Below are 24771 nucleotides of genomic sequence, written 5' to 3'. Positions count from 1 at the left end.
ATGGCATTCGCGCTCGGTCCTCGTGCGGCGTCGGCGGGCTACAAGCTCGCAGCTTTCGACCGGACCGGCTCGACCAACACCGAGGCGATCGAGCAGGCGAGGCGCGGCGAACGCGGCCCGATGTGGTTCGTGACGTCGGAGCAGACCGCCGGCCGCGGCCGCCGCCAGCGCCCCTGGATCGCCCCCAGGGGTAACCTCGCCGCCAGCGTGCTCGAAGTCCTGGACGTCGCCCCTTCCGTCGCCGCGACGATCGGCTTTGCGGCCGGGCTGGCCGAGGAGGCCGCTTTGGAGAAGGTCAGCCTGGAGGCGGCACTGCGCCTCGGCGAGAGCCGTCCCCGCTATGCCCTGAAATGGCCGAACGACGTGCTTGCCGGCGGCAGGAAGCTCGTCGGCATCGGCCTCGAGGCCGAGGCCATCGGCGAACGCCTTGCCATCGTCGTCGGCATAGGCACCAATGTCGTTGCAGCGCCCGAGGGCACGCCGACACCGGCGGTGTCGCTCGCCGCGCTCGGGGTCCAGATCAGCGCGGAGGAGCTGTTCTCGGCGCTCTCCGATGCCTGGGTGGAGTTCCGCGGCATCTGGGACAATGGCCGCGGCTTTGCCGAGATCCGAAAACTGTGGCTGGAGCGCGCCGCCGGCCTCGGCGAGCGGGTCGCGATCCACACGGGAGCAATGACGCTGGACGGCATTTTTGACACGATCGATGACACCGGCTGCCTGATCGTCCGCACCGCGGAGGGCCGGCGCGTGCCGGTGGCCGCGGGCGAGGTGTTCTTCGGCACGGCCGCCTCCGTGGGAGCTGCGTGATGGCGAAGCCTGACGAACTGGTATTTGCACCGCTCGGCGGCGTCGGCGAGATCGGCATGAACCTGTCGATCTACGGCCTCGGCAACCGGCAGCAGCGCGCCTGGCTCGCTGTCGATCTCGGCGTCTCCTTCGGGGACGAGGAGCATCTGCCGGGCATCGACTTGATCATGCCGGACATCAGCTTCCTGATGAAGGAACGCAAGAACTTGATGGGCCTGGTGCTGACCCACGCCCATGAGGATCATTTCGGCGCCATCATCGACCTCTGGCCGAAGCTGAAATGCCCGATCTATGCGACGCAGTTCAGCGCCGCGCTGTTCGAGGCCAAATGCGCCGCCGAACGCAACGCACCGAAGATCCCGGTGACGGTGGTGCCGTCAGGCGGGCGCGTCGATATCGGCCCGTTCAACGTCGAGTTCATTCCGGTTGCGCATTCAATTCCGGAATCGCATGCGCTGGCCATCCACACCGAGGTCGGCACGGTGCTGCACACCGGCGACTGGAAGATCGACCCGACCCCGATCATCGGCCGCCCGACCGACGAGAAGCGGCTGCGCGAGCTGGGCGATGCGGGCCTGATGGCCCTGATCGGCGATTCCACCAACGCCGTGCGCGAGGGCCGCTCGCCCTCGGAGGCCGAAGTCGCCAGAACCATTACCGAGCTCGTCAAGGCCGCCAAGGGCCGCGTCGCAGTCACGACCTTTGCCTCCAATGTCGCGCGCCTCAAGGCCGTCGCCATCGCTGCGAAGGCCGCCGACCGCGAGGTCGTCGTCGTCGGCCGCGCCATGGAGCGCGTGGTCCAGGTGGCGCGCGAGACCGGCTATCTCGACGGCGTGCAGAATTTCCGCTCACCCGATGTCTATGGCCATCTTCCTCAGGACAAGGTGCTGGCGCTGTGCACCGGCAGCCAGGGCGAAGCCCGCGCCGCGCTGGCGCGCATCGCCAATGACGACCATCCCGAGATCACGCTCAACCGCGGCGACAGCGTGATCTTCTCCTCGCGCACCATTCCCGGCAACGAGAAGGCGGTCGGCGCGATCATCAACGGGCTGGTCTCGCAAGGCGTGGAGGTCATCACCGACCGCGACCATCTGGTTCACGTCTCCGGCCATCCCCGCCGCGACGAATTGCGCGACATGATCGCCTGGACCCGGCCGCAGCTGCTCATTCCCGTCCATGGCGAGCCCCTGCATCTGCACGAGCATGCGAAGCTGGCGCGCGCCGCCGGCGTGCCGCGCGTGCTGGTCTGCCGCAACGGCGACCTGGTCAAGCTCGGCCCCGGCGATCCCGGCATCATCGGCGAGGTGCCGTCGGGCCGTCTCTACAAGGACGGCACGATTCTGGAGGACGCCAAGTCCCGGGCTGTGGTCGAGCGGCGCCGGATGGCGTTCTCCGGCTGCGCTTTCGTCGCCATCGCCATGACGGAGCAGGGCGAGCTGGTCGACGATCCCGCAGTCGATCTGGTCGGCGTGCCCGAGAAGAACAGGGACGGCGAACCCTTCGACGATCTCGTCTTCGACGCCGTGATGTCCACGATCGAGGGGTTGCCAAAGGCACGCCGCCGCGATCCCGACGCGTTGGGCGAGTCGGTGCGACGCGCTGTCCGGTCCGTCATCAACGAACATTGGGGCAAAAAGCCCAACTGTCTGGTACACGTGCTGACAGTTTGAAGTTTGAGCATGATCTCTTCGGAAAACCGCTTCACACTTTGCGCTAACGCGGCCCTCCGGGCCCGGATCATGCTCTAAGGGAGAGAAGAAACATGCTGGGCCGGCTCAACCACGTGGCGATCGCCACAAAGGACGCCACCAAGGCCGCCAGGATCTACGGCGCCGCCTTCGGGGCCCAGATTTCGGAGGCCGTCGCGCTGCCCGAGCATGGCGTCACCACCGTGTTCGCGACGCTGCCCAACACCAAGATCGAGTTCATCGAGCCGCTCGGCGAGACCTCGCCGATCGCAAAATTTCTCGAACGCAACGCCGACGGCGGCATCCACCATATCTGCTACGAGGTCGTCGACATCATTGCCTCGCGCGATACGCTGGTGAAGGAGGGCGCGCGCGTGCTCGGCGACGGCGTGCCGAAGATCGGCGCCCATGGCAAGCCGGTGCTGTTCCTGCACCCGAAGGATTTTTCCGGCGCGCTCGTCGAAATCGAGCAGGCATAGGCCGCCGCATGGCCATCCAGATATCGACCGCGATCGCGATCTACTTCGTCATCTGGTGGATCGCGCTGTTCCTGACGCTGCCGTTCGGCGTGCGCAGCCAACACGAGGACGGCGTCGGAGTGCCGGGCAGCGACCCCGGCGCGCCGATCCTGACCGGCATGCGGCGCAAGCTGATCTGGACCACGATCATCTCGGCGGTCATCTACGGGATCGCCATGGTCGCCTATCACGCCGGCTATTTGTCGATCGAGCGCCTGTCGAAATTGATGGGAATGCCGTTCTAGGATTTTTGGTTGCGTTGTCGGGGGAACGAATGACTTTTCAGAGGATCGTCATCGCACTGCTGGTGCTGATCGTCGCCGGCCTCGGTGCGATCGGCTATTTCGAGTGGCGGATGGCCGTGCAGGTGCGGACGCTGAAGGCTTTCGTCGAGGGCTACGTCTTCAACGACGCGGTGATGGCCTGCGAGCAGTCCAAGAGTTCGACGCCATTCAAATGGAACGGCGGCAAGAGCACCTCGGTGATCGGGCTGAACTCGGTCAAGCTGGACAAATACAATGTCAGCGCCAGCTACACGCTGGTGGCGGACGGCGTCTATTGCGATTACGATCCGATCAAAAGAAAGGCCGAGATCGGCTCGAGCTTCCTGGAGCGGGAGTAAACGATCCGGCCCATACATGGGATGGGATCGTCATGGCCGGGGACCGGGCAGGAGACTATCGGATTCTGCATGAGGGCGCCTTGCGGGACTATCTCGCAGGCGTTCCGGACCTCAAGTCGCGTCTCGGCGGCGAGCCGGCCGCCTGGTCAATCACCGAAGTCGGCGACGGCAATCTCAATCTCGTCTTCATCGTCAAGGGAGCACGCGGCGGGATCGCCGTGAAGCAGGCGCTGCCCTATGTCCGCCTTGTCGGCGAAAGCTGGCCGCTGCCGCTGTCGCGGGCGCATTTCGAGTATCTCGCGCTGTCCCGGCAGGCCCAGCTCGCGCCGGGCCTCGTGCCGGCGCTGCTGCACCACAACGAGACACTGGCGCTGACGGTGATGGAGCTGCTCGAGCCCCACATCATCATGCGCAAGGGGCTGGTCGCAGGCTCGCAATATCCCGGCTTCGTCGGCGACATCACCACCTTCATGGCGCGGACGCTGTTCTTCACCTCCGACCTCGCGCTCTCCGCCGCCGAGAAGAAGGACGGCATCGCCGGCTTCGCCGGCAACCATGCGCTCTGCAAGATCACCGAGGATCTGATCTTCACCGACCCTTACCGCATCGCCGAGCAGAACCGCTGGACGGCGCCTTATCTCGATGGTCTGGCCGCGGGCCTCCGTGACGACATGGAGCTGCATGTCGCGATCTCCCGGCTCAAGCTGAAGTTCATGGCAAGCCCCGAGGCGCTGCTGCACGGCGACCTCCACACCGGATCGATCATGGTCACGGAGAGCGAGATGCGGGTGATCGATCCCGAATTCGCGTTCTACGGGCCGATGGGATTCGACGTCGGCGCGGTGCTGGCGAACCTGCTGATGGCCTATTTCGCCTCCGCCGGCCACGAGCGCGCGCCGGGGGACCGCCGCGCATTTGAGGGCTGGGTGCTTGAGACGGTCGAGCAGGTCTGGAACGAGTTCGCCCGAAAATTCCTCGAACTCTGGCGCGCCAACGCAACAGGCGATGCCTACCCGGTCTCACTCTTTGCCGGCGAGAAGGGCGCTATCCGCCTCGAGGCCGAGCGGCAAGCCTACATGCAGCGTCTCTTCACCGACACGGTCGGCTTCGCTGCCGCCAAGACCATCCGCCGCATCTTCGGCCTTGCCCACAACATCGATTTCGAGCTGATCGAGGATCCCCGCAAGCGGGCCGTCAGCGAAGCCCGCGCCGTGCGACTTGCGCGGGGGATGATGGTGGAGGCAGTGGCGTTTCGGACGATCGCCGACGTTGCGGGTGCTGCGCGGAAGCTGAGGGACTGGCGGCCGGAATTATCCGGCTGAAGACGTCGCGCGAGGCTCATCTCCGCGTTCCGTCTTTGCGGGGAGCGCTCGCGACGAAGCATTGACGAGTTGGGAGACGCGGTCGCTCAATACAGCCGCACCGGCAGCAGGACGCCATGCTCGACCAGCAGACCCCAGGTCTCGTTGGCCGCAACCTCGAACTCCCGGCTGCGTGCCTCGCTGCCGTCCATCGTCAGGGTGACCTTGTATTTGCCCGGCGATAGATCGAGCTTTTGGCTGTCCGGCAATTCGCCGGCTGTATCGTCCGAATTCGCCAGTTTCTCTCCGGCGCGCGCCGCCAGCTTGATGGTCCGCTCGTTGACGGTGACGACTGCCGCGTCGTCCGTCCTGTTGCCGAGCATCAGCCGTCCTTGCTCCGGCTTTGGCAGGAATCCTGCCGTTGCGACACGCGACTTGTGCAGCGACAGGTCCGCGATTGTCCTGCCGTCCCGGCGGGTGAGCCGAAGCGAGGCCGGTCCGTCTGACGTCGTGAAGGCGATCGCAGCCCGATCCCCCTCGACCGCCGCGCCAGCGTTCTCGGTCCAGCCGTTTTTGGTGAGCGCGGCCCGATAGAAGCCGAGCACTGTCTTGAGATCGAGTGGGAGCTCGACGTGCGCCGACCGGATGAAGGGCGAGTTGTTCGCGGTGATCAGGCCCCAGCCGGCGGGGAGTGGCAGGCCCACGTCCGCGGACATTTTGCTCTCGAAGGTTCGGCTTGCGGCCCGCGCCAGCATCCTGAGGCCGTCGCAGAGCAGGCGCTCACCGAGATAGTCGGGGGAGCAGCGGTCCCTGAGCGCCCACCAGATGTCGGCAACATCCCCGTTTGACCGCGAGGTGTGGGACCAGCCGGCCTGGATGGTGTCGGTCGAACCGTCCCGGGCGGGGTCCGGGGTGACGGGCATCGCCAGCGCTGCTGTCGCGGCAACCAGACTGCCCGCGAGCAGGATACCCAACGTTCGGCCTTTCATTTTCCGCGATCCTTGTTTTCCGCGATTCCCGGGGCTCGGATAACGATCCTGAGCTTGGTCGCATTGATCACGAAAAATGTTCACTGGTCCGCTCGATCCATGACGCACCGCGTCAATCGGCGGTTGGCCTCGCCGCAGCCGTGCAACTTCACCCACGAGGGCCGCCGTTGCCTCAGGAACCGGCATCAATTGCCACCAAAACGAAGCTTGCGTTCGATGGGCTGCGAATGATCAAATCTCTTGTCGGAATACACCTGCGTTGTTGAGGGACACATGATCTTCAGGATAGTGGCGATCGTCGCTGGTTTGGGGCTGGCACTGGCCGCCACGGCGGAGGCCCAGACGCCACGCAAGGGCGGAACCATCCGCATGACCGCGCCCTATGGCTCGAGTTTCACCAGCCTGGACATTCTTACGACGCAGCGGGCCCAGGACGAGATCTACGCCAAGGCTCTGCACCGGTCGCTCTACATCTGGGACTCCGCAGCGGGCAAGCCGGTTCTGGAGCTTGCCAAGGAGGATGTGGTCTCGGGCGGAGGGCTCGTTCACACCTTCAAGCTGCGCGACGACGCCTATTTCCACAACGGCCGCAAGATGACGGCCGACGACATCATCTGGACCTACAACCGCATCATGGACGGCACCAAGGCCTATCCCGGCGCGCGCTATGTCCGCGTGATCGAGGGCGCGGCGGCGGTCGAGAAGGGCCAAGCCAAGGAAATCTCCGGCCTGAAGAAAATCGACGACTTCACCATCGAGATGAAGCTGACCGAGAAAGTCGAGCCAGGCTTCTACTTCTGGAACGCGATAACGTCGATCTATCCCGCCGACGAAGCCGCCAAGGAGAGCTTTCTTCAGAAGCCGATCGGCCTTGGTCCCTTCAAATTCGTCGAGCACGTGCCGGGATCGCGCATCGTTCTGGAGCGCTGGGACCGGTTCTACAAGCCGGGCAAGCCCTACGCCGACAAGATCATCGTCGCGGTCATGGGCGAGGCCGCGGCACGCGACGTCGCCTTCCGCAACAAGGAGATCGACACCTCGGTGCTGGGACCGGCGCAATATGTCGCCTATCAGAACGACGCCGACCTCAAGGGCACCGTCGTCGAAGTCGCCGAGGTCTTCACCCGCTACATGGGGATGAATCCCGCGTTCAAGCCGTTCGCCGACAAGCGGGTCCGGCAGGCGATCAACCACGCCATCGACACGGATTTGATCATCAACAAGCTGGTCAAGGGCAAGGCCTATCGCGCCACCAGCTGGTTGCCGCTGACTTCGCCCGCTTACGACAAGGCGATGAAGCCCTACGCCTTCGATCCCGCCAAGGCCAAGCAGCTGCTCGCTGACGCCGGCTATCCCTCAGGCTTCGAATTCGAATGGACCACCAGCCAGAACGAGAGCTGGGGTCTGCCGATCGTCTCGGCTGTGATCCCGATGCTGGACAGGGTCGGCATCAAGGCGAAGGTCAAGCAGGTCGAGACCGCGGTTCTGGCGGAGGTGGTTCGCAGCGGCGACTACCAGGCCTTCATCTACTCCCAGGCCAGCGGCCCGGATCCGCAGGCCGCGCTCAAATGCTTCCACTCGGCGACGCCGCAACCCGCCTGCAACTACATGAATTTCAAAAATGCCGACTTCGACAAGATCGTCGACGAGGCCGGGCAGGCCGACGATCCGGCCAAGCGCACCCAGCTGCTGCAAAAGGCCAACGCGCTCCTCTACGAAGAGGCGCCGGTCTGGTTCTTCAACTACAACAAGGCCGTGATGGCCGTGCAGCCCTGGCTCAAGGGGATTCAGCTGAACGCGACCGAGCTGACCCATCAGAACGTCGAGGACCTCTGGGTCGACGAGACCTCGCCCGCGAAGTGACATGCGCTCTCGCGCTCCCTCCATCGCCATGAACGATGGAGGGAGAGAGGAAAAGTGCCGATGCTCTCCTTCCTGTTCCGTCGTCTCCTGCAGACCATTCCGACCGTGCTCGCCGTGGTGGCCCTGGTGTTCGTGCTGTTCAGCGTCGTTCCCGGCAGCATCGTCTCCTCCATGAGCGACGATGCCGATCCGCAGGTCGAGCTGCGTTTGAAGAAGCAGCTCGGCCTCGACGAGCCCGTGTATGTGCGCTTCGGTTCCTACGTCGCCAAGCTCGCAACAGGTGATTTCGGAACGTCGTTTCGGACCCGCGAGCCTGTGACGTTCATGATCGCCAAACGGGCATGGCCGACGCTCCAGCTCATCTTCGCGGCCATGGCGTTTTCCGTCGTGATCGGCGTGCCGCTCGGTTTCATCGCCGCGCTGAAACCCGGCGGCATCGTCGACACGCTGGCCATGGTCGTGGCGGTATCGGGCCTTTCGATTGCCAAATTCTGGCTGGGATTGGTGCTGATGTACTTGTTTGCTTTGAAGCTCGGCTGGCTGCCGAGTTTCGGCTATGGCGATGGCGGACTGAAATACCTGATCCTGCCGGCCGTGACGCTCGGCGTCTCGCCGATGGCGCTGTTCGCCCGGACGACACGCGCCGCCGTGCTCGAAATCATGACCGCCGATTTCGTCCGCACCGCGCGCTCCAAGGGCATGAGCGAGACGCGAGTGGTGAAGTGGCATGTGATGCGCAACGCGCTTGTCATCATTCTCACCACTGTCGGCCTGCAGTTCGGCGCGCTGATGGGGCAGGCGGTCGTGGTGGAGAAACTGTACTCCTGGCCGGGCATCGGCTCGCTGCTCGTCGACAGTGTCTTGCAGCGCGACATTCCGGCCGTCCAGGGCTCCATTCTTGTCGTGGTGCTGTCCTTTCTCGCGATCAATCTGCTGATCGACGTGCTCTACGGCGTGATCGATCCCAGGATCAGGTACGCATGAAGCTCCGCGCCAATCTCATCATCGGTGGCGCGCTGTTCGCGCTTGCGATCTTCGTCGGCCTGCTCGCGCCCTGGCTGGCGCATACCGATCCTGTCCTGGACGCCAATCTGCTCAACGCGGAAGAGCCTCCGAGCTGGACCTGGTGGTTCGGCACCGACGACCAGGGCCGCGACATCTATTCCCGCGTCGTCTACGGCGCGCGCGTTTCGCTGACGGTCGGCATCGTCTCGCAGCTCATCAACAGCGTCATCGGTGTCGCGCTGGGCCTCAGCGCCGGCTATTGGGGCGGCTGGTGGGACGATGTCGTCAACGGCCTGACCAATCTCATGCTCGCGATCCCCTCGCTGATCTTCGCGCTGGCCATCATGGCGGTGCTCGGCCCCGGCCTGACCAGCCTGCTGATCGCGCTCGGCTTGACCAACTGGTCCTTCACGTGCCGGATCGCGCGCGCATCGGCGCTGTCGCTGAGGAGCCAGGGCTACGTGCAGGCCGCGACCGTGCTCGGCTACGGCGATCTGCGCATCATGATCACCCAGCTGCTGCCGAACATGCTGGGGCCGATCGTCGTGATCGGCACGCTCGGCATGGGCAGCGCGGTCCTGTCCGAAGCCGCCTTGTCGTTCCTCGGCCTCGGCGTCCGCCCGCCGTTTCCGAGCTGGGGCAGCATGTTGTCGGATGCCCGCGATCAGATCACGACGGCGCCGTGGCTCTCGGTGTTTCCCGGCCTTGCCATCTTCCTGACGGTGCTCGGCCTCAATCTGCTCGGCGACGGCCTGCGCGACATCCTCGATCCGCAATCGCGGAGCCGGCGCACATGACCGGCGCGCCGCTGATCGAAGTCGAGGATTTGCGCATCGATCTCGACGATGGATCGCGACGCGTCGCGGCGGCCGAGGGTGTTTCGTTCCGCATCGATCGTGGCGAGACGTTCGGCCTTGTCGGCGAGTCCGGCTGCGGCAAGAGCATCACGGCTCTCGCCTTGATCGGCCTGTTGCGGCAGCCGCTGTCGATCGGCGGCGGAACCATCCGGTTTGAGGGACGGGAGATCCAGCATCTTTCAGCCGCCAGGCAGCGGGAGCTGCGCGGCAATCGCATCGCCATGATCTTCCAGGAGCCGATGACGGCGCTGAACCCGGTCTCGCCGGTGGGTCGGCAGATCGCCGAGATGTTCGTGCTGCACAAGGGCAAGAGCTGGCGGGAGGCCGACAGACTAGCTGTCGAGGCGCTGGCGAGCGTCCGCGTTCCCGCGCCGGAACGACGCGTGAAGGATTACCCGCACCAGCTCTCGGGCGGCATGCGCCAACGCGTGATGATCGCCATCGCGCTCGCCTGCGGTCCGGACCTGCTGATCGCCGACGAGCCGACGACCGCGCTCGACGTCACCGTGCAGGCCGAAATCATCGAGCTGATGCGCAATCTGTGCGCCGAGCGGGGAACGGCGATCCTGATGATCAGCCACGACCTCGGCCTGGTCGCCAATGTCTGTCGCCGCGTGGCCGTGATGTATGCGGGCCGCATTGTCGAGGAGCGCGGCTCCGCCGATATCTTCCGGGCGCCCTCGCATCCCTATACGCGAGGGCTGGTGGACTCGCTGCCGCGGCTCGGCAGCCGCGCGGCGCTTGGCCGGACCAGGCTGAAGGAGATTGCCGGCGTCGTCCCCGCGATCACGAATTTCCCCGACGGCTGTCGGTTCAATCCGCGTTGCGCGCACGCGACCGATATTTGCCGGACAATCGCGCCGGCGGCGGATTTGCTGGAGGCGGGCGGCCTGGTCAGGTGTCATCACCATGCATGAGCCGCAGGACCTGCAGGGCGAGGCCAAGGCGGACGATGATCTCATTCTCAGCGTCGAGGATCTCGCGGTTCATTTTCCGATGGGCGGCGGCCTGCTGGGGCACGGCAAGCGGGTGCTCCGTGCCGTCGATGGCGTCGATCTCAAGCTGAAGCGCGGCGAATGCCTTGGCCTCGTCGGTGAGTCCGGCTCGGGCAAGTCGACGGTCGCCCTGTCGATCCTTGGCCTGCTGACGCCGACGCGCGGCCGGATCGTGCTGGACGGGCAGGTCGTCGCGAACAGGCCATCCGGCGATCGGAAGTCGCTGGCCCGTACCGTGCAGATCGTGTTCCAGGACCCCTATGCCTCGCTCAATCCACGCCAGACCGTCCGCCGCACGCTGGAAGATCCCCTGCGTGTGCATGGAGTCACGGCCAAGAGCGAGATTGAGGACCGCGTCGCGGCGATGCTGCGGCATGTGGGCCTGCGGCCCGAACAGGCCGACCGCTACCCCCACGAATTCTCCGGCGGCCAACGCCAGCGCATCGGCATTGCGCGCGCGCTGATCCTCAATCCCAAAATCGTCATCTGCGATGAGCCCGTGTCGGCGCTCGATGTCTCGATCCGCGCCCAGATCATCAATCTGCTGCTGGAATTGAAGGACACGCTCGGTCTGTCCTACATCATGATCAGCCACGACCTCGGCGTCGTCGAACACATGAGCGACAGGGTCGCAGTGATGTATCTCGGTCGCATCGTCGAGAACGGCGACTGGCGCGAGATCTTCGAACGGCCCGCGCACCCCTACACCCAAGCCCTGATCGCGGCGATCCCCGATCCGCTGCACCACGCACCGCTGGCGACGACAGGCGGCGACCTGCCGAACCCGCTCGATCCGCCGAACGGATGTGCGTTCAGCCCGCGCTGCCGTTACGCGGACGCGGTGTGCCGTCGCGAGCCGGGGCCGGCGCTGGAGACGCGTGCGGATGGGCATTCGGTGCGGTGCTGGCGGGCCGACGAGATTGCGGGGCAGGCGGCACTGGCCTCAACTGAAGGCGGTCATCCCTAGAGCGCAAGCAACTTAGGGAACCAATATCGCAATCGATAAACTTCGATCGGCTCGGCAAGCTCTTCTCTAGAACCTAGAGTTTAAACTAGGGCGCGAAGGATTGTGGCTATGTTCATCCTCACTATCTGTCTGATCGTGGTCGTCTTGAGCGCCGCTATGGCGTACCGTCGAGCTGGATCTTTACCACGAAACCTTCAAGGACGGCTGGACCAGCAGCAGCGGCGTGCGGCGATGTGGCCCGTTATGTTTGCCGGAATTTGCGCACTGGGGCTGCTCGGACTTCATCATGTTCAAGGCTGGCAAGAATCCGGCCCCTTCGAAACGGATTATCTCCTGATGCTTATCCTGCTTATCACTTCTTTCTTTGGTGGTTGGTTTCTTGGCATCATTGGCTGGATTGATTGACCGACGACAAGCCATGACTTTGGCATCGTCCTGCTGATGTCCGGTCTTGGCCCGTCGCTGACCTGCCGTGCGCAGCCGGTGGAGGACCGCTTGTGACCCAAAGCGGACTTGCCACACGCCAAGGTAGCCAATCCGATCATAACAGGACAGAATGGCGATCCCATTCGGATGATGGACGAGACAGTGATGGATTCGCCGCAAGCAGGACCCTTTGCACCGTTTGAATGGATGCTCGCTGCACGCTATCTACGCGCCCGCCGGAAAGAGGGGTTTGTCTCAGTCATCGCGGGGTTTTCGTTTCTAGGAATCTTGCTCGGGGTCGCCACGCTGATCATCGTCATGGCGGTGATGAACGGTTTTCGCACCGAACTTCTGGGCAAGATACTCGGGTTCAACGGGCATATTGTGGTGCAGCCGCTAGAGGCCCCTTTGACCGACTGGAAGGATGTCGCCGAGCGCATCGGTCAGGTGCAGGGCATTCGGTTGGCGGTACCGGTCGTTGACGGCCCGGCACTGGCATCATCCTCAAACGCCTCCGGCGTCCTAGTACGCGGCATTCGAGCGGCTGATCTCAACCAGATACCTTCGATAGCTAACGACATCAAGCACGGGTCACTCGACCATTTTGACGAGGGCCAGGGCGTCGCTATCGGCCAAGGCCTTGCCGATCAACTCTCGGTACATTCGGGTGACAATGTAACGCTCGTTGCACAACGCGGCGCAGTCACTCCTATGGGCATGATGCCGCGCATCAAGAAATATCAAGTCGCGGCTGTTTTCGAGATTGGGATGTCTGAATACGACGCCGGCGTCATCTTCATGCCGCTCGCAGAAGCGCAGGCCTTTTTCAATCGCAATCAGGACGTCACCGCGATCGAGGTTTTCACTGCCAATCCAGATCGTATCGACCTGTTTCGCAAGATGGTAGCGGAAGCGGCTGGTCGACCAATCTTTCTCGTTGACTGGCGACAGCGCAATGCGACGTTCTTCAACGCGCTCGAAGTCGAACGCAATGTAATGTTTCTCATCCTCAGCCTAATCATTTTGGTGGCCGCGCTGAACATCGTGTCCGGCCTGATCATGCTGGTGAAGGACAAGGGCAGCGACATCGCGATCCTTAGGACCATGGGAGCCTCACAGGGAGCGATCATGCGGACCTTCATGATCAGCGGCGCTTCGATCGGCGTGGCGGGGACGCTGTTCGGCTTCGTCGTCGGGCTTGTCGTCTGCGTGAATATAGAATCGATCCGGCAATTCATGTCTTGGCTGACGCGCACCGAGTTGTTCTCGCCAAAGCTCTATTTTCTGTCAAGGCTACCTGCGGAAATCGATCTCTTGGAGACCACAGCGGTCGTGACTATGGCTCTAACCTTGTCATTCCTCGCAACGCTATATCCATCGTGGCGCGCTGCGCGGCTCGACCCCGTCGAGGCTCTACGACAGCGGGGCTAGTCACGGAAACGACGCGCAGAGGCTGCCTGGTGGGCGTGTTTATGAGATGGATACGTCGCCTTCTGGCCGATCGGCGAAGGTGCAGCTAGCTTCATCGGGGTCTGCTTCGCGGGGGCTAGCGGACGCGAATTGCTGGCGTTGAGTTCACGCCGCACTGACGCAGGGGCATCCGATGCTGTGCTTGCAATGACGAGATCACTCAGCAGGCGCCGCTATCCCCGTCAGCCCCAACTGGTCGCGTCTTCAGCGGCCCTCGAAGAGCGACGGCGCAGCTGTGGCGAGGGCGCAGCCGTGGTGGACCTTCGACGCCGAATTCTTAGCGCTTCAGGGTCGCCTCAACTTCCGATGATGCCGACAAGTCGAGGGCGGCGGTGGTTTGCCACCGCCTTCTCCGCGGGCAGGGCGCGCAGCCAATCGCGAAAACTGACGATCTCAGGGCAATCCGCGGTGCCTTCAGGCGAAACCAGCCAATCACCCAGACCGGACCCCTCATCGACCCGCTCGCAGCGATAGCCCGGATGGTGGCCGAGACCGCGGGCTATCAGCAGGTCGACCTTGCCCTCGACCAATTCGTGCAAGCCGGCGGGCTGCAGCACCCGCAAACCTATTTCCGCATGCGTGCTGCGAAACTCCGCCAGATCGAGGCGGCGCAGGTCGAAGCTGCCATGGACCCCCAATTGCAGCAGCACCGCACCTGCCGGCTTCAATAGCGAGGTCGCGTCGGCGATGCGGCGAAAGCCATCGGATATGCCCGGCAGATAGGCCTGACCGGCCGCGGTCAGGATGAGCTGCCTGTGCAGCCGGTCGAACAGGCTTACGCCAAGGCGCGCTTCGAGCGCTTTCACCTGCTGGCCCACGGCAGCCGGCGTCACATGCAGCTCGTGTGCGGCAAGCTTGAAGCTGAGATGCCGCGCGGCGGCTTCGAATGCGCGGAGCGCGTTGAGTGGTGGAAGGGTGTAGGTCATCGCGTTGCAGTTTGACACCGATGGCCTGTGGCCTTGCAATAGATTTTCTTGCGCTGAAGCGCAGCAATGATGCTTTGCGCCGGCGCGAGGCAGCCGGTTAGGGTCGATCGACCGCAAACCGGAGAGCCCATGCCCCGCCACCTCGATCATCTCGTCATTTGTGTCCGCGATCTGGCGCAGGCCGCGCTGGATTGGCAAAAGCTTGGCTTCACCCTCACACCGACTGGCGTGCACCCGTTCGGAACCAGTAACCGTGTGGCGATGTTCGCCAACAATTTTATGGAGTTGCTCGCCGTCACCGACGCGGCAGCCGTGCCGCCCGCCGCCCCGGGTCGCTTCAGCTTCGCCGCCCACAACCAGGATTTTGCAGCGGGGGGCGAAGGAATGTCGATGCTGGCCTTGCACAGCGCCGGCGCTCACGCCGATGCGGCACATTTCGCCACCAATCATATGGGGGCGTACGCGCCCTTTGACTTTGGCCGCGACGCGATGCTTCCGGACGGACGCACGGCGCGCGTTGAGTTTTCACTGGCCTTCGCCACCGACCCCGCCATGCCCGGGATCGCTTTCTTCACCTGCCAGCAGCGTCACCCGCCGGAATTGTTCTGGAAGCCCGACTATCAGCACCACCCCAACGGGGCCTTGCGCGTGATCGAAGTCGTGATGTCGGCACCGGAGCCGGCGAAGCATCGCGAATTTCTCGAGCGCCTCATGGAAAGCCCAGCCGAGCTTGGGCCCGGGCGGCTGACGGTCGGCAAGACCGGCGATCGGATCACGGTGCTCGGTCCTGGAGAACTATCACAGCGGTTGCCGGACGTCGCCGGCGATGCCGCACCGCGCTTTTGCGCTGCGCGTCTTGCGGTTTCCGATCTCGATGCGACGCGGCGGGCATTGGGGGCCAATGGCGTCGGTTTCGAAATGCGCGGCACCGTGTTGCTGGTTCCGCCCGTGGCGTCGCGTGGGCTGGCGCTGGAATTTGTCGGACGGGAGACAATCTGACATGGCTCAAATCGTCGGCCATAATCCTTCATCGGTCCATGCTCCCGCCGGTGGTTACAGCATGGGGCTTGAACTCAGTCAGCATCGCCGCCTGCTGTTCGTCAGCGGCCAGGTGCCCGAGAACACCGACGGCAGCGTGCCCGAGGGTTTCGAAGCGCAATGCGAGCAAGCCTGGCGCAATGTCATCGCGGTGCTCGCTGCCGCCGGCCTCGGCGTCACGCATCTGGTCAAGGTCACCACGTTCCTGACCGACCTCGATCAGGTCGTGGCCAATCGTGCTGTTCGCCGCAAGATGCTCGGGGGACACGAACCCGCGTTGACGGTCGTGATTGCTGAAACCGTCGACAGCAAATGGTTGCTGGAGATCGAGGCGATCGCCGCGGAATGAAACAGATCCATCCCTTTTACGAGTTGCATCGCGATGCCATGGAAGCCGCCATGCGCCATCGGCTCGGACTTGCAGAAGCGATGTTGCGCGAGCGCGCGCATCTACCCGATGCTGATGCGATCGGGCAGGAGGTGATGGACGAATTCGAAACCGTGCTCACCCAGATGCCCTATGTCGGAGGCGCGGCGAGCCGTATGAGCGATTTCATCATGCGTCTCATGGGCTTCATGGCCATCAGCCGGGTGCTGCGGAAACACGGCGTGCCGCTGTCCGTGATCGGCGAAATCGAGCGGGAAAGCTACAAGGCGCAATTGCTCACCGTATCGGAAGCGGAACGTCTTGCCTCGGGGCGCCAATTCATGTCGCCGGAGAACCGGACTTTGCTGCGCGAGCAGGCCGCAAAAAGCGCGACAACAAGTCATCAGAAAGAGTTTCCGGACGATTTCGTCTACGATTTCGTCGAACCTGATGCGGGTGACGATTTTGAATTCGGCATCAATTACAGAGCTTGCGGCTTCTGCAAATTCGCGGCTCGCCATGGCGACAAGGACATCCTGCCGAACATCTGTGGGCTTGATTTCGACGCCTATGCAACGCGAGGCATCCGCCTGGAAAGGACACAAACGCTGGCCGGCGGCGCGAGCCACTGCGATTTCCGATTTTCGCGGCTGCCGCCAGACTAGAAGGCGATGATGGCATCATGCTCCTGTTTTGCCCGACGTGTCAAAGATCGTCGCGCTCGTGCCAAGGCCAATTCGGGAACTGCGAAATTATTGAAATCTCTCATCATTTCTACTGTGCATGGGGTTGTTTTCGCGTTTTTTGTTTTGATGAGGGCTTACTCCACCGCCTTTTCCCTCAGCCGCTGCGCATAGACGTTGATCACCAGCGCCGCCAGCAGGATCAGGCCGCGGATCAGGATCTTCAGGAAGCTGTCGATGTTGACGTGGTCGAGGCCGTTGTTGAGGACGCCGAGCACGAACAGGCCGACGATGGTGTTACCGATGCCGCCGCGGCCGCCGAACAGGCTGGTGCCGCCGACGACGACAGCGGCGATGGAGTCGAGCAGATAGGTGTCGAACTCGTTCTGCTGCGCGCTGCCGAAATGGGCTACTCCCAGCATGCCGCCGATGCCCGAACACACCGCCGAGATCACCATGACCGCGCCGAGAATGAGCTTGACGTTGAGGCCGGAATATTCGGCCGCCTCGCGGTTGCCGCCGACCATGTAGACGTAGCGGCCGAAGCGCGTGTAGGTCAGCACCAGATGTCCCAAGAGCAGCATGATGGCGGCGACGATGACGATCCAGGGGATGCCGCCGATCGAGCCCGAGCCGAGCGTGGTGATGATATCAGGCACCTTGTAGGCGATCTGGCCGCGCACCAGCAGCGCGGAGATGCCGGCCGCGATCTGCATCATCGCCAAGGTCATGATGAAGGAGGGGATTCCGATCATGGTCAGCCCCAGTGCATTGACGAGGCCGAGAGCTGCGCAGAGCAGAATGGCCAGCAGGATTGCCGCGATGCCGGGGAGGGGGATGTTGGGAATGTTGACGTAGGATTCCTGCAGCGTGAAGTAGGCGACCGCGATGCCGGTGACGTTGGCGATGCTGGCGATCGACAGGTCGATCTCGGCGCAGAGGATCACGAAGGTGAGGCCGACGGCGATGACGCCCGTGACCGACACCTGGGTCAGGATGTTGCCGAGATTGTCCAGCGTCGCGAAGGAGGGACTTGCGAGAGCGAAGAAGCCGGACAGGAAGATCAGGGTGAGGAACGGCGCGATGTTGCGCATCTGCGAGCGCAGGAACGGCGCCAGCCCGCGCGCCCGTTGCCCCGCCGCCGGTGCCGTGTCACTGCTCGCCATGGTGCTTCTCCGTCACGCCGCTTCCAGCAGGCGGTCCTTGCTGACCGGCTCGTTCTTGAATTCCCGCACCAATGCGCCGCGCTTGAGCACGAGGATGCGGTCAGCCAGCGACAGCACCGTTTCCGGCTCGGTCGACAGCACGATGATCGCAAGCCCCCTGGCGCGGAGGTCGCGGACGATGTTGATGACGTCGTTCTTGGCGCCGACGTCGATGCCGCGGGTCGGCTCGCACAGAACCAGAAGCTTGGGCGGATAGGTCAGCCATTTCGCCAGCGCCACTTTCTGCTGGTTGCCGCCGGAGAGCATACCGAGATCGAGGCCGACCACGGGCGGCCTGATCTGGAGCTGCTCGACCTGGTGCTTCGCGATGTCGCGTTCCTGCGCCGGCTTGAGCAGCAGCGTCGAGATGCGGTCCAGAATGCTGATCGAGATGTTCTTGTAGACCGGCTCCTGGTGAAACAGCATGTCGCGGCGGCTCTCCGGCACCAGAGCCACGCCCGCGCGCCGCGCCGCCGCCGTGCTGGCGAAGGTTTTGGGTTTGCCGTCGACGACGAGCGTGCCGCCATCCGGCTTCAGCTTGCCGAACAGGATGCGCGACAGCTCCTGCTGGCCGCAGCCCATGAAACCGTAGATGCCGAGCACCTCGCCGGCGCGGGCCTCGAAGGAGATGTCCTTCAGGCTGCGGGCGAGCGAGAGCTGGTCGACCTTCAGGATCACCGGGCTGCCGCTCGGCTGCGGCAGCATCAGATCGTCGCTGTAGCTGTGCTCGAGCGCTTCGCCGCCACGGCCGATCATGGCCTCGATCAGCGCGCCCTTGCTGGTCACTGCCGATGCCGTCTCGGCGACCTTTCGCCCGTTGCGGAACACAGTCACGGTGTCGGACACGCGCAAGATGTCCTCGATGAAATGCGAGATGAAGACGATGGCCGTGCCTTGCTCGCGCAGGCGCCGCAGCGTCGCAAACAGCCGTTCGACCTCGGGCGGGGAGAGGGCGGAGGTCGGCTCGTCCAGGATGACGATGCGGGCACCGGAGAACAGCACGCGCGCGATCTCGATCAGCTGCTGAAGCCCGATCGGGAGGTCGCCGAGCCTGGACATCGGGTCGACGTCGATGCCGAACCGGGCGAGCTGATCGCCCGCCTCGCGCGCCATGCGCCGCCATTGCACGAGGCCAAGCCGGTTGGTCGGCTGGTTGCCCAAAAACACGTTCTCGGCGACCGTGAGGTCGGGCGCCACAGAGAGCTCCTGGTGCACCATGGCGATGCCGGCAGCGTGCGCGTCACGGGCCGAGCGAAAATGCGTCTCTTGCCCGTCGATCAGGAACCGACCGGAGAATTCGGTATGCACGCCGGCGATGATCTTCATCAGCGTGCTTTTTCCGGCGCCGTTCTCGCCGACGAGACCGTGGATCTCGCTCGCGTGGAGCGCAAAGTCGACACCACGAAGCGCCTCGACTCCGCCGAAGCTCTTCGTGATGCCCTGCAGTTCAAGGATGGGCGAACGATCCTCGCGCATGAAGGCTCAGATCAGATAGTGATCCTGCATCCACTGCATCCCGGGGGCGTTGGCCTTGGTCACGACCGGGCCGTCGGTGACGACGTTCTTGGGAATGCCCTGGCCGCTCTTCTCGCCGCCGACCACGGCGGAGACCCCCGCGATGATCGCGCCGCCGTGGATGCGGCAGGACGGATTGCGGACGGTTGCGAACATGCGGCCGTCGCTCACCGCCTGGATCGCCGGCGGCATTGCGTCGACGCCGCCGATCAGGATGTTGGTGCGGTTGCGCGCCTTCATGATGTTGTAGGCGGCGAGCGCCATGTCGTCATTGTGGAAGAATGCCGCGTCGATCTGCGGATATTTGGTGAGATAGGTTTCCCAGAGGCGCGCGGTCTTGGAGACGTCCCAATCGGCGGGCTGGGTGTCGAGCACTTCGATGCCAGGGAATTGCTTGACGACCGCGTTGAACCCCTTGGCGCGGCCCTGCGCGCCGGTGTGACCGAGGCCGCCTTGCGTCATGATGATCTTGCCCTTGCCGCCCATGGCGTTGCAGAGCGCCTGCGTCACCGAAGCGCCCATGAACTCGTTGTCGGGGGCGAGGAAGGAGTGGACGTTGATCTGGTCGAGCGGCGCAATCAGCGTGTCCATGTCGATGACGGGCGTGCCGGCGTCGATCATCTTTTGCACAGGCTGGGTGAGGGTGCCGATGCCCGCGGCCTGGATGGCGACAAAATCCCATTTCTGCGAAGCCATGTTGTCGATCGCCGCGCGCTGCTTCACCGCATCGAGCTGGCCGTCGAACCAGGTCACTTCGACATTGAACAGCTTGCCCCAGAATTCCGCGGCCTGTTTGCCCTGCGCGCACCAGGTCGCCTGGAGACCCGCATTGGAGAAGGCCGCCTTCAGGGGCTTCTCGCTTCGTCCGACTTCGGCTGCCAATGCGGGGTTTATGCCCATGCTGCCGAGGATGGCAGTCGCGGCGCCGGCGGTCGCGGCCGCCTGAAGTAGATCGCGCCTCGTCGTCGAGAAATCTTTCGTCCCGGACATCGCTCGCTCCCATAAATCTTATCGTCGGCGCGTCATTGATTGCGCGACCGATCACCGAAAGTGTCTCACAAGAGTTGATGCCACTCAATCTTCAATCAACGCGAGATCGCCACAGTCCGTGTTGGTGCAGCGCAAAGCGTCAGGCCGGGACGCCCGCGAACGCGTCGATCTCGGTGAGCAGTCGATCCCAGGTCTGCGCGATCTGCGGCGACCATTCGTCGCCGAGCAGGTCGCGTAGCGTGTCCCTGATCACGCCGAAGAACGCGATGAACAGCTCGCGCGGCGTGCCGTAGCCATCGTGCGAGACGACCTCGCAGGCGATCAACCGGAAATGTCCACGACGCTGGCCTGCGAAGTCGAGGATCGCCTCGATCGTGAGCGCGAGCATCGCGCCCATCACGAGCTCGCTGCCTTGCGTGCGGAACATCGCCCGTGTTTCAGGATGCTCTTCGAACAGACGTCGGTAGACGAGCGGCGTGAGATCCGCGCAGCGCGAGGCTGCAAGTTCAAAGCTCCGTTCGACCGGATTGGGAGACGCATTCATCGGCGCTTCAAGCCACGCAGACAAAAAAAGAGCGGGGCCCCAGCCCCGCTCGAAAATTGTGTCGACCCTATTATCCCCGATTCTAAGATTTGATCTTGATTGGCGGGGCGACGCTGCGTTTTGCGCGTCAGGGGCTCCTCCCGAGACTTGGACCACCAGACTTCGACCTCGCGGCCAGCCTGAGCAAGAGGGATGCTAGATCAACTTTTCTCACTTGTCATCATTTTCAGCAACGAATGTTCAAAATTCGAGCAATTGACGAAATGATCGGGCTTTTGATCCAGTAAGCATATGACAAATATAAGAAATCTGTGGATGGGCAGGGTTGCGCAACTGCCTCAAATGTCGGAGGTCCCCACCGAGTGGTGCGGCTCGATCACAATTTTCGGGAAATTTGCGCCGGACCAGGCAGGGGGCGGAACCCACCTCGACTCGGCCCGCGGGTGGTGTTTAGTTAGCGCACGAACGAATGGTCCGGCGGATGCGCTCACGGCTGCAAAAATTCCTACCCCTGGTCCTGCTCGCCTTGGCGATGCAGGTCCTGGCGCCGATTGCCGCCTGTCTGGCGGCCGGCCAGGTCGTGGCCGATCCGTTGTCTGCCGCCGTCATCTGCCACAGTGCGAGCGAGCAGGGCGGCCCGAACGACCAGACCGGCACGCCGACCGCACATGGCGGAGCCTGCGCGCTGTGTTGTCTGGCGCAGGCGGGCGCGTCGCTCGATTCGCCGCCGCACGTTGCACTCGCGATTCCCTTCCGCCACGCCGAGCGCGTGGTGTGGCACGCGGCGAATGTATCCGCCGGCACGGCCCATAGAGGCACCGGCGCCCAGGCCCGCGCCCCGCCCCAATTTTCCTGACGACCCCAGTGTCGCCACGGTTCATCCGTTGGCGACTGATGCTGTCGAACAGCCGGGAAGGAAAGCCGGCGTCAGGAATGCCCTATGTTAAATTGTCATGCCCGCCTTGGCGTGAGCGTCGTTGCCATTCAGGCCGCGCTGCTTGCGTCGTCGAGCGGAGTTCTCGCCCAAAGCAGCAGCGCAGTGCTGCCGCCGGTGACCGTCGATGCGCCCCTGGCGGCAAAGCCCAAGCCGCGCAAGCCGACCGTGCGCACGGCTGCTGTCAGGAGCCGGTCGGCGAAGCCTGTGAACACCGCTGAGCGGGCGGCGCCGGATACGACCAGCGGGCCGGGCGCGGGGAACACTCGCCCATCGCTCGACACGCCGACTTCCGTTGCGCGCTATCAATTGCCACAACGCTCCTTCAGCGTCACGGCGAAGGAGGTCGATGAAACCATCAACCTCAAGGATCCCGAGGACGCCGTCAAATACATGCCCAGCCTGTTCGTGCGGAAGCGCAACGACGGCGACAACAATGCGGTGCTGGCGACACGGAGCTGGGGCCTCAATTCGAGCGCGCGGACGCTGATCTACTACGACGGTCTCCTGATCTCGGCCCTGATCGGCAACAACAACACCAACGCCTCGCCGAAATGGAACTTGATTTCGCCGGAAGCGATCGGCCGGATCGATTTCCTCAATGGCCCGTTCGCCGCAGCCTATCCCGGCAACTCGATCGGCGGCGTACTCCTGATCTCGTCAAAAATGCCGGACAAGCCGTTCGCCGTCGCCAAGGAAACGGTCTCGGTGATGCCGTGGAATCAATACGGCACCAAGGACATTTATGTGACCAGTCAGACCAGCGCGGCCGCGGGCAACCGCAACGGCAAGCTGTCGTGGCTGGTGAGCGCCAATTATCTCGATAGCTACCAGCAGCCGCTGACTTACACGACGAGCGGCGCCATCCCCGCGGGCACCACCGGCGCTTTCCCGGCGAAAAACAAGGTCGGACAGGAGACGGATGTCGTCGGCACCGGCATTCTCGCGCATTCGCAGCAGACGTCTGCCAACCTTCGGCTCGCCTACGACATGACGCCGTTGGTGCAGGCCACTTACTCGCTCGGGATATGGAACAACCATCAGGTATCCGATCCTAAGAGCCATCTCCGTTCGACGGGGACGGGGCTGCCGACTTTTGCTGGCATCACCACGTTCGCCAGCGGCAAGTACATCTGGGATCAGACTCATCTGAGCAACGCAGTCGCAATCAAGAGCGACACCAAGGGCATCTTCGATTTCGATCTCTCTGCTTCGAGCTACAACTATCTCCAGGATATCCAGCGTAATCCGTTCACGGTCGCTCCGGCCGGCGTCGGCTACTCCCTGAATGGGAAGATCACGAGGTTGGACGGCACGAACTGGCAGAATGCCGATGCCAAGGGCATCTGGCGGCCGTTCGGCTATGATGGACCGCACGAAGTCAGCTTCGGCCTTCATGGCGATCGCTACCGCCTGGAGAGCCCCGTCTACGCGTCCTCGGTCTGGTATGCGACGAGCGATACCGGCACCGGGACGCTCTACTCGCAGGGCGAGGGCGAAACGCGCACCAGCGCGCTCTGGGTTCAGGACGCCTGGAAAATCGTCCCCGCTCTGAAGCTGACGCTCGGCGGACGGCTGGAGACCTGGCGAGCCCAGGACGGCTTCAATATCAGCACCGGTACGAGCGCCGCCGGAGCGATTACCTCGATCGCAGCGGTTCAACAGCCGCAACTCTCCTCGACCAATTTTTCTCCGAAAGCTTCGCTTTCCTTCGACCCAAACAAGGATTGGAACATCACGGCAAACTTCGGACAGGCCTATCGCTACCCGACCGTCATGGAGCTCTATCAGAACCTGACAGTGGGCGGTGTGGCCACCGTGGCCAACCCGAACCTGCTGCCTGAGCAGGATATGACGGGTGAACTGAACATTGAGCGCAGATGGAGCGATGGTCGCGTCCGCTTGACCCTCTTCCGAGAGCACACCGACCATGCGATCATCTCCCAGACCAACCTTGTCACCAATCCGACCACGAAGGCGCAAACGCCGATAACCGTCATCAGCAATGTCGACGCCATCCGGATGCAGGGTGTCGAAATCTCGGCCGACAAGGACAATGTGCTGATCGCGGGATTGCAATTGTTCGGCAGCGTAACCTATGTCGACTCGCGAATCCTGGCTGATGCGAGCTGGGCTGGCTTTGATCCTTTGACCAACCTGGCAACGACCGTCGCCGGCAAGCGCGTGCCTTACGTGCCGGACTGGCGCGCCAAGTTCGGCGTTACTTATCGTCCGAACGATAGCTGGGCCTATACCGTTGCGGCACGCTATAGCGGCAAGCAGTATTCGACACTGGACAACACCGATCGCGTCTCGCACGTCTACGGCGCCTTCGATAACTTTTTCGTTGTCGACTTGAAGATCCACTATAACGCGACGAAGAATTTCGCGTTCGACGTCGGTATCGATAATCTCCTCAACGAGCAGTATTTCCTATTCCATCCGTTCCCGGGGCGAACTTTCGTTCTGGCCGGCAAGTACACGTTCTGACGGATGGCAATGTTTACGACGACAAGAAAGGCAAACGACATGAACAAGCTCTCACGCATTCTCTCGCTCGCAGCGTTCTCTGCCGCAATGTTCGCTGCGCCCGTGCACGCCGACGACGTCAAGGCCGGCGATCTCGTCATCTCGCAGGCGTGGAGCCGGGCGACACCAGGCGGAGCCAAGGTGGCCGGCGGCTATCTCACCATCGAGAACAAGGGCACGGTCGCTGACAGGCTGGTCGGCGTTTCCGCCGATATCGCGGGGAAGGCCGAGATCCATGAGATGGCGATGGACAATGGCGTGATGAAGATGCGGCCGCTCGACAAGGGTCTCGTCATCGATCCCGGCAAGACCGTGAAGCTCGCGCCGGGCGGCTACCACATGATGCTCCAGGAGCTGAAGGGCGCGTTCAAGCAGGGCGACAAGGTGCCAGTGACACTGCAGTTCGAGAAGGCCGGCAAGGTCGCGGTGTCCCTCGATGTCCAGGGCGTCGGCGCGCAGGCGCCGGGCGAGGGCGGACACATGATGAAGAAAATGCCTGATCATTCGGGAATGAAGATGTGATGAACATGAT

General features: G+C 63.3%; 25 protein-coding genes. 19 read left to right on the top strand and 6 right to left on the bottom strand.

Going from position 1 to position 24771, the window contains the following annotated elements; all coding sequences use genetic code 11:
- The 6 genes from IVB31_RS10430 to mtnK all read left to right on the top strand — a co-directional run bounded on the left by IVB31_RS10430 (position 1) and on the right by mtnK (position 4957).
- Positions 1-807, top strand: coding sequence for a biotin--[acetyl-CoA-carboxylase] ligase (locus tag IVB31_RS10430; RefSeq protein WP_247321502.1), 807 nt, complete (start codon positions 1-3; stop codon positions 805-807).
- Positions 807-2477, top strand: a complete 1671-nt coding sequence (locus IVB31_RS10425; RefSeq protein ID WP_247321500.1) for a ribonuclease J — start codon at positions 807-809, stop codon at positions 2475-2477. The genes IVB31_RS10430 and IVB31_RS10425 overlap by 1 nt, the downstream gene beginning before the upstream one ends.
- A 92-nt stretch (positions 2478-2569) precedes the next feature.
- Positions 2570-2974: a methylmalonyl-CoA epimerase gene (gene mce, locus IVB31_RS10420; RefSeq protein ID WP_247321498.1), complete on the top strand. Its 405-nt coding sequence runs from the start codon at positions 2570-2572 to the stop codon at positions 2972-2974.
- Positions 2975-2982: 8 nt separating this feature from the next.
- Positions 2983-3258: a DUF1467 family protein gene (locus tag IVB31_RS10415; RefSeq protein ID WP_247321494.1), complete on the top strand. Its 276-nt coding sequence runs from the start codon at positions 2983-2985 to the stop codon at positions 3256-3258.
- A gap of 29 nt (positions 3259-3287) precedes the next feature.
- On the top strand, positions 3288-3635 hold the full coding sequence (locus tag IVB31_RS10410) for a hypothetical protein (protein ID WP_247321492.1): 348 nt from the start codon (positions 3288-3290) through the stop codon (positions 3633-3635).
- A gap of 32 nt (positions 3636-3667) precedes the next feature.
- Positions 3668-4957: an S-methyl-5-thioribose kinase gene (gene mtnK / locus IVB31_RS10405; RefSeq protein WP_247321491.1), complete on the top strand. Its 1290-nt coding sequence runs from the start codon at positions 3668-3670 to the stop codon at positions 4955-4957.
- A gap of 86 nt (positions 4958-5043) precedes the next feature.
- On the opposite strand, the gene IVB31_RS10400 is transcribed toward mtnK, so the two are convergent.
- Entirely contained in the window at positions 5044-5925 is an 882-nt protein-coding gene (locus IVB31_RS10400; protein WP_247321489.1) for a hypothetical protein, read from the bottom strand.
- Between the two features lie 273 nt (positions 5926-6198).
- Between IVB31_RS10400 and IVB31_RS10395 the strand changes: the two genes are divergently transcribed.
- The 7 genes from IVB31_RS10395 to IVB31_RS10365 all read left to right on the top strand — a co-directional run bounded on the left by IVB31_RS10395 (position 6199) and on the right by IVB31_RS10365 (position 13469).
- Positions 6199-7788, top strand: coding sequence for an ABC transporter substrate-binding protein (locus IVB31_RS10395; RefSeq protein WP_247321487.1), 1590 nt, complete (start codon positions 6199-6201; stop codon positions 7786-7788).
- Between the two features lie 60 nt (positions 7789-7848).
- Positions 7849-8772, top strand: coding sequence for an ABC transporter permease (locus IVB31_RS10390; RefSeq protein WP_247322089.1), 924 nt, complete (start codon positions 7849-7851; stop codon positions 8770-8772).
- A complete protein-coding gene (locus tag IVB31_RS10385; protein WP_211398098.1) occupies positions 8769-9590 on the top strand; it encodes an ABC transporter permease in 822 nt (273 codons plus the stop codon). The genes IVB31_RS10390 and IVB31_RS10385 overlap by 4 nt, the downstream gene beginning before the upstream one ends.
- Positions 9587-10567, top strand: a complete 981-nt coding sequence (locus IVB31_RS10380; RefSeq protein WP_247321486.1) for an ABC transporter ATP-binding protein — start codon at positions 9587-9589, stop codon at positions 10565-10567. Before IVB31_RS10385 ends, IVB31_RS10380 begins: the two co-directional genes overlap by 4 nt.
- Positions 10560-11612 carry an oligopeptide/dipeptide ABC transporter ATP-binding protein gene (locus IVB31_RS10375; protein ID WP_247321485.1) on the top strand — a complete coding sequence of 351 codons (1053 nt, stop codon included), beginning with the start codon at positions 10560-10562 and terminating at the stop codon, positions 11610-11612. The genes IVB31_RS10380 and IVB31_RS10375 overlap by 8 nt, the downstream gene beginning before the upstream one ends.
- A 108-nt stretch (positions 11613-11720) precedes the next feature.
- The gene (locus tag IVB31_RS10370; protein ID WP_247321484.1) at positions 11721-12017 is read left to right on the top strand and encodes a hypothetical protein; all 297 of its coding nucleotides are present in this window, start codon (positions 11721-11723) and stop codon (positions 12015-12017) included.
- A 171-nt stretch (positions 12018-12188) separates the two neighbouring features.
- A complete protein-coding gene (locus IVB31_RS10365) occupies positions 12189-13469 on the top strand; it encodes a lipoprotein-releasing ABC transporter permease subunit (RefSeq protein ID WP_247322088.1) in 1281 nt (426 codons plus the stop codon).
- Between the two features lie 335 nt (positions 13470-13804).
- On the opposite strand, the gene IVB31_RS10360 is transcribed toward IVB31_RS10365, so the two are convergent.
- Positions 13805-14434, bottom strand: a complete 630-nt coding sequence (locus IVB31_RS10360; RefSeq protein WP_247322087.1) for a LysR family transcriptional regulator — start codon at positions 14432-14434, stop codon at positions 13805-13807.
- Between the two features lie 129 nt (positions 14435-14563).
- On the opposite strand from IVB31_RS10360, the gene IVB31_RS10355 reads away from it, so the two are divergent.
- Genes IVB31_RS10355 through IVB31_RS10345 form a run of 3 tightly spaced genes read left to right on the top strand, consistent with a single transcriptional unit; the run spans position 14564 to position 16504 of the window.
- On the top strand, positions 14564-15433 hold the full coding sequence (locus IVB31_RS10355) for a VOC family protein (RefSeq protein WP_247321483.1): 870 nt from the start codon (positions 14564-14566) through the stop codon (positions 15431-15433).
- Between the two features lies 1 nt (position 15434).
- Complete coding sequence (locus tag IVB31_RS10350) at positions 15435-15821, top strand: RidA family protein (protein WP_247321482.1); 387 nt, start codon at positions 15435-15437, stop codon at positions 15819-15821.
- Positions 15818-16504 (top strand): L-2-amino-thiazoline-4-carboxylic acid hydrolase, encoded by a 687-nt coding sequence (locus IVB31_RS10345; RefSeq protein ID WP_247321481.1) that lies wholly within the window; start codon positions 15818-15820, stop codon positions 16502-16504. Before IVB31_RS10350 ends, IVB31_RS10345 begins: the two co-directional genes overlap by 4 nt.
- 155 nt (positions 16505-16659) lie before the next feature.
- On the opposite strand, the gene IVB31_RS10340 is transcribed toward IVB31_RS10345, so the two are convergent.
- From IVB31_RS10340 to IVB31_RS10325, 4 genes are all read right to left on the bottom strand, one after another.
- Positions 16660-17688 (bottom strand): ABC transporter permease, encoded by a 1029-nt coding sequence (locus IVB31_RS10340; protein ID WP_247321480.1) that lies wholly within the window; start codon positions 17686-17688, stop codon positions 16660-16662.
- Positions 17689-17700: 12 nt separating this feature from the next.
- On the bottom strand, positions 17701-19203 hold the full coding sequence (locus IVB31_RS10335; RefSeq protein WP_247321479.1) for a sugar ABC transporter ATP-binding protein: 1503 nt from the start codon (positions 19201-19203) through the stop codon (positions 17701-17703).
- Positions 19204-19209: 6 nt separating this feature from the next.
- Positions 19210-20232, bottom strand: a complete 1023-nt coding sequence (locus IVB31_RS10330; RefSeq protein ID WP_247321478.1) for a sugar ABC transporter substrate-binding protein — start codon at positions 20230-20232, stop codon at positions 19210-19212.
- A 139-nt stretch (positions 20233-20371) separates the two neighbouring features.
- Positions 20372-20776 carry a globin gene (locus IVB31_RS10325; RefSeq protein WP_247321477.1) on the bottom strand — a complete coding sequence of 135 codons (405 nt, stop codon included), beginning with the start codon at positions 20774-20776 and terminating at the stop codon, positions 20372-20374.
- Positions 20777-21257: 481 nt separating this feature from the next.
- Between IVB31_RS10325 and IVB31_RS10320 the strand changes: the two genes are divergently transcribed.
- The 3 genes from IVB31_RS10320 (at position 21258) to IVB31_RS10310 (ending at position 24761) form a co-directional block, all read left to right on the top strand.
- A complete protein-coding gene (locus IVB31_RS10320) occupies positions 21258-21632 on the top strand; it encodes a DUF2946 domain-containing protein (RefSeq protein ID WP_247321476.1) in 375 nt (124 codons plus the stop codon).
- 84 nt (positions 21633-21716) lie between these two features.
- The gene (locus IVB31_RS10315; RefSeq protein ID WP_247321475.1) at positions 21717-24200 is read left to right on the top strand and encodes a TonB-dependent receptor; all 2484 of its coding nucleotides are present in this window, start codon (positions 21717-21719) and stop codon (positions 24198-24200) included.
- A 39-nt stretch (positions 24201-24239) separates the two neighbouring features.
- Positions 24240-24761 (top strand): copper chaperone PCu(A)C, encoded by a 522-nt coding sequence (locus IVB31_RS10310; protein ID WP_247321474.1) that lies wholly within the window; start codon positions 24240-24242, stop codon positions 24759-24761.
- The last annotated feature ends 10 nt before the right edge of the window (positions 24762-24771 follow it).

The organism is Bradyrhizobium sp. 21, assembly GCF_023073335.1.
Lineage (GTDB): Bacteria > Pseudomonadota > Alphaproteobacteria > Rhizobiales > Xanthobacteraceae > Bradyrhizobium.
This window is presented reverse-complemented; position numbering and strand designations above follow the sequence as displayed.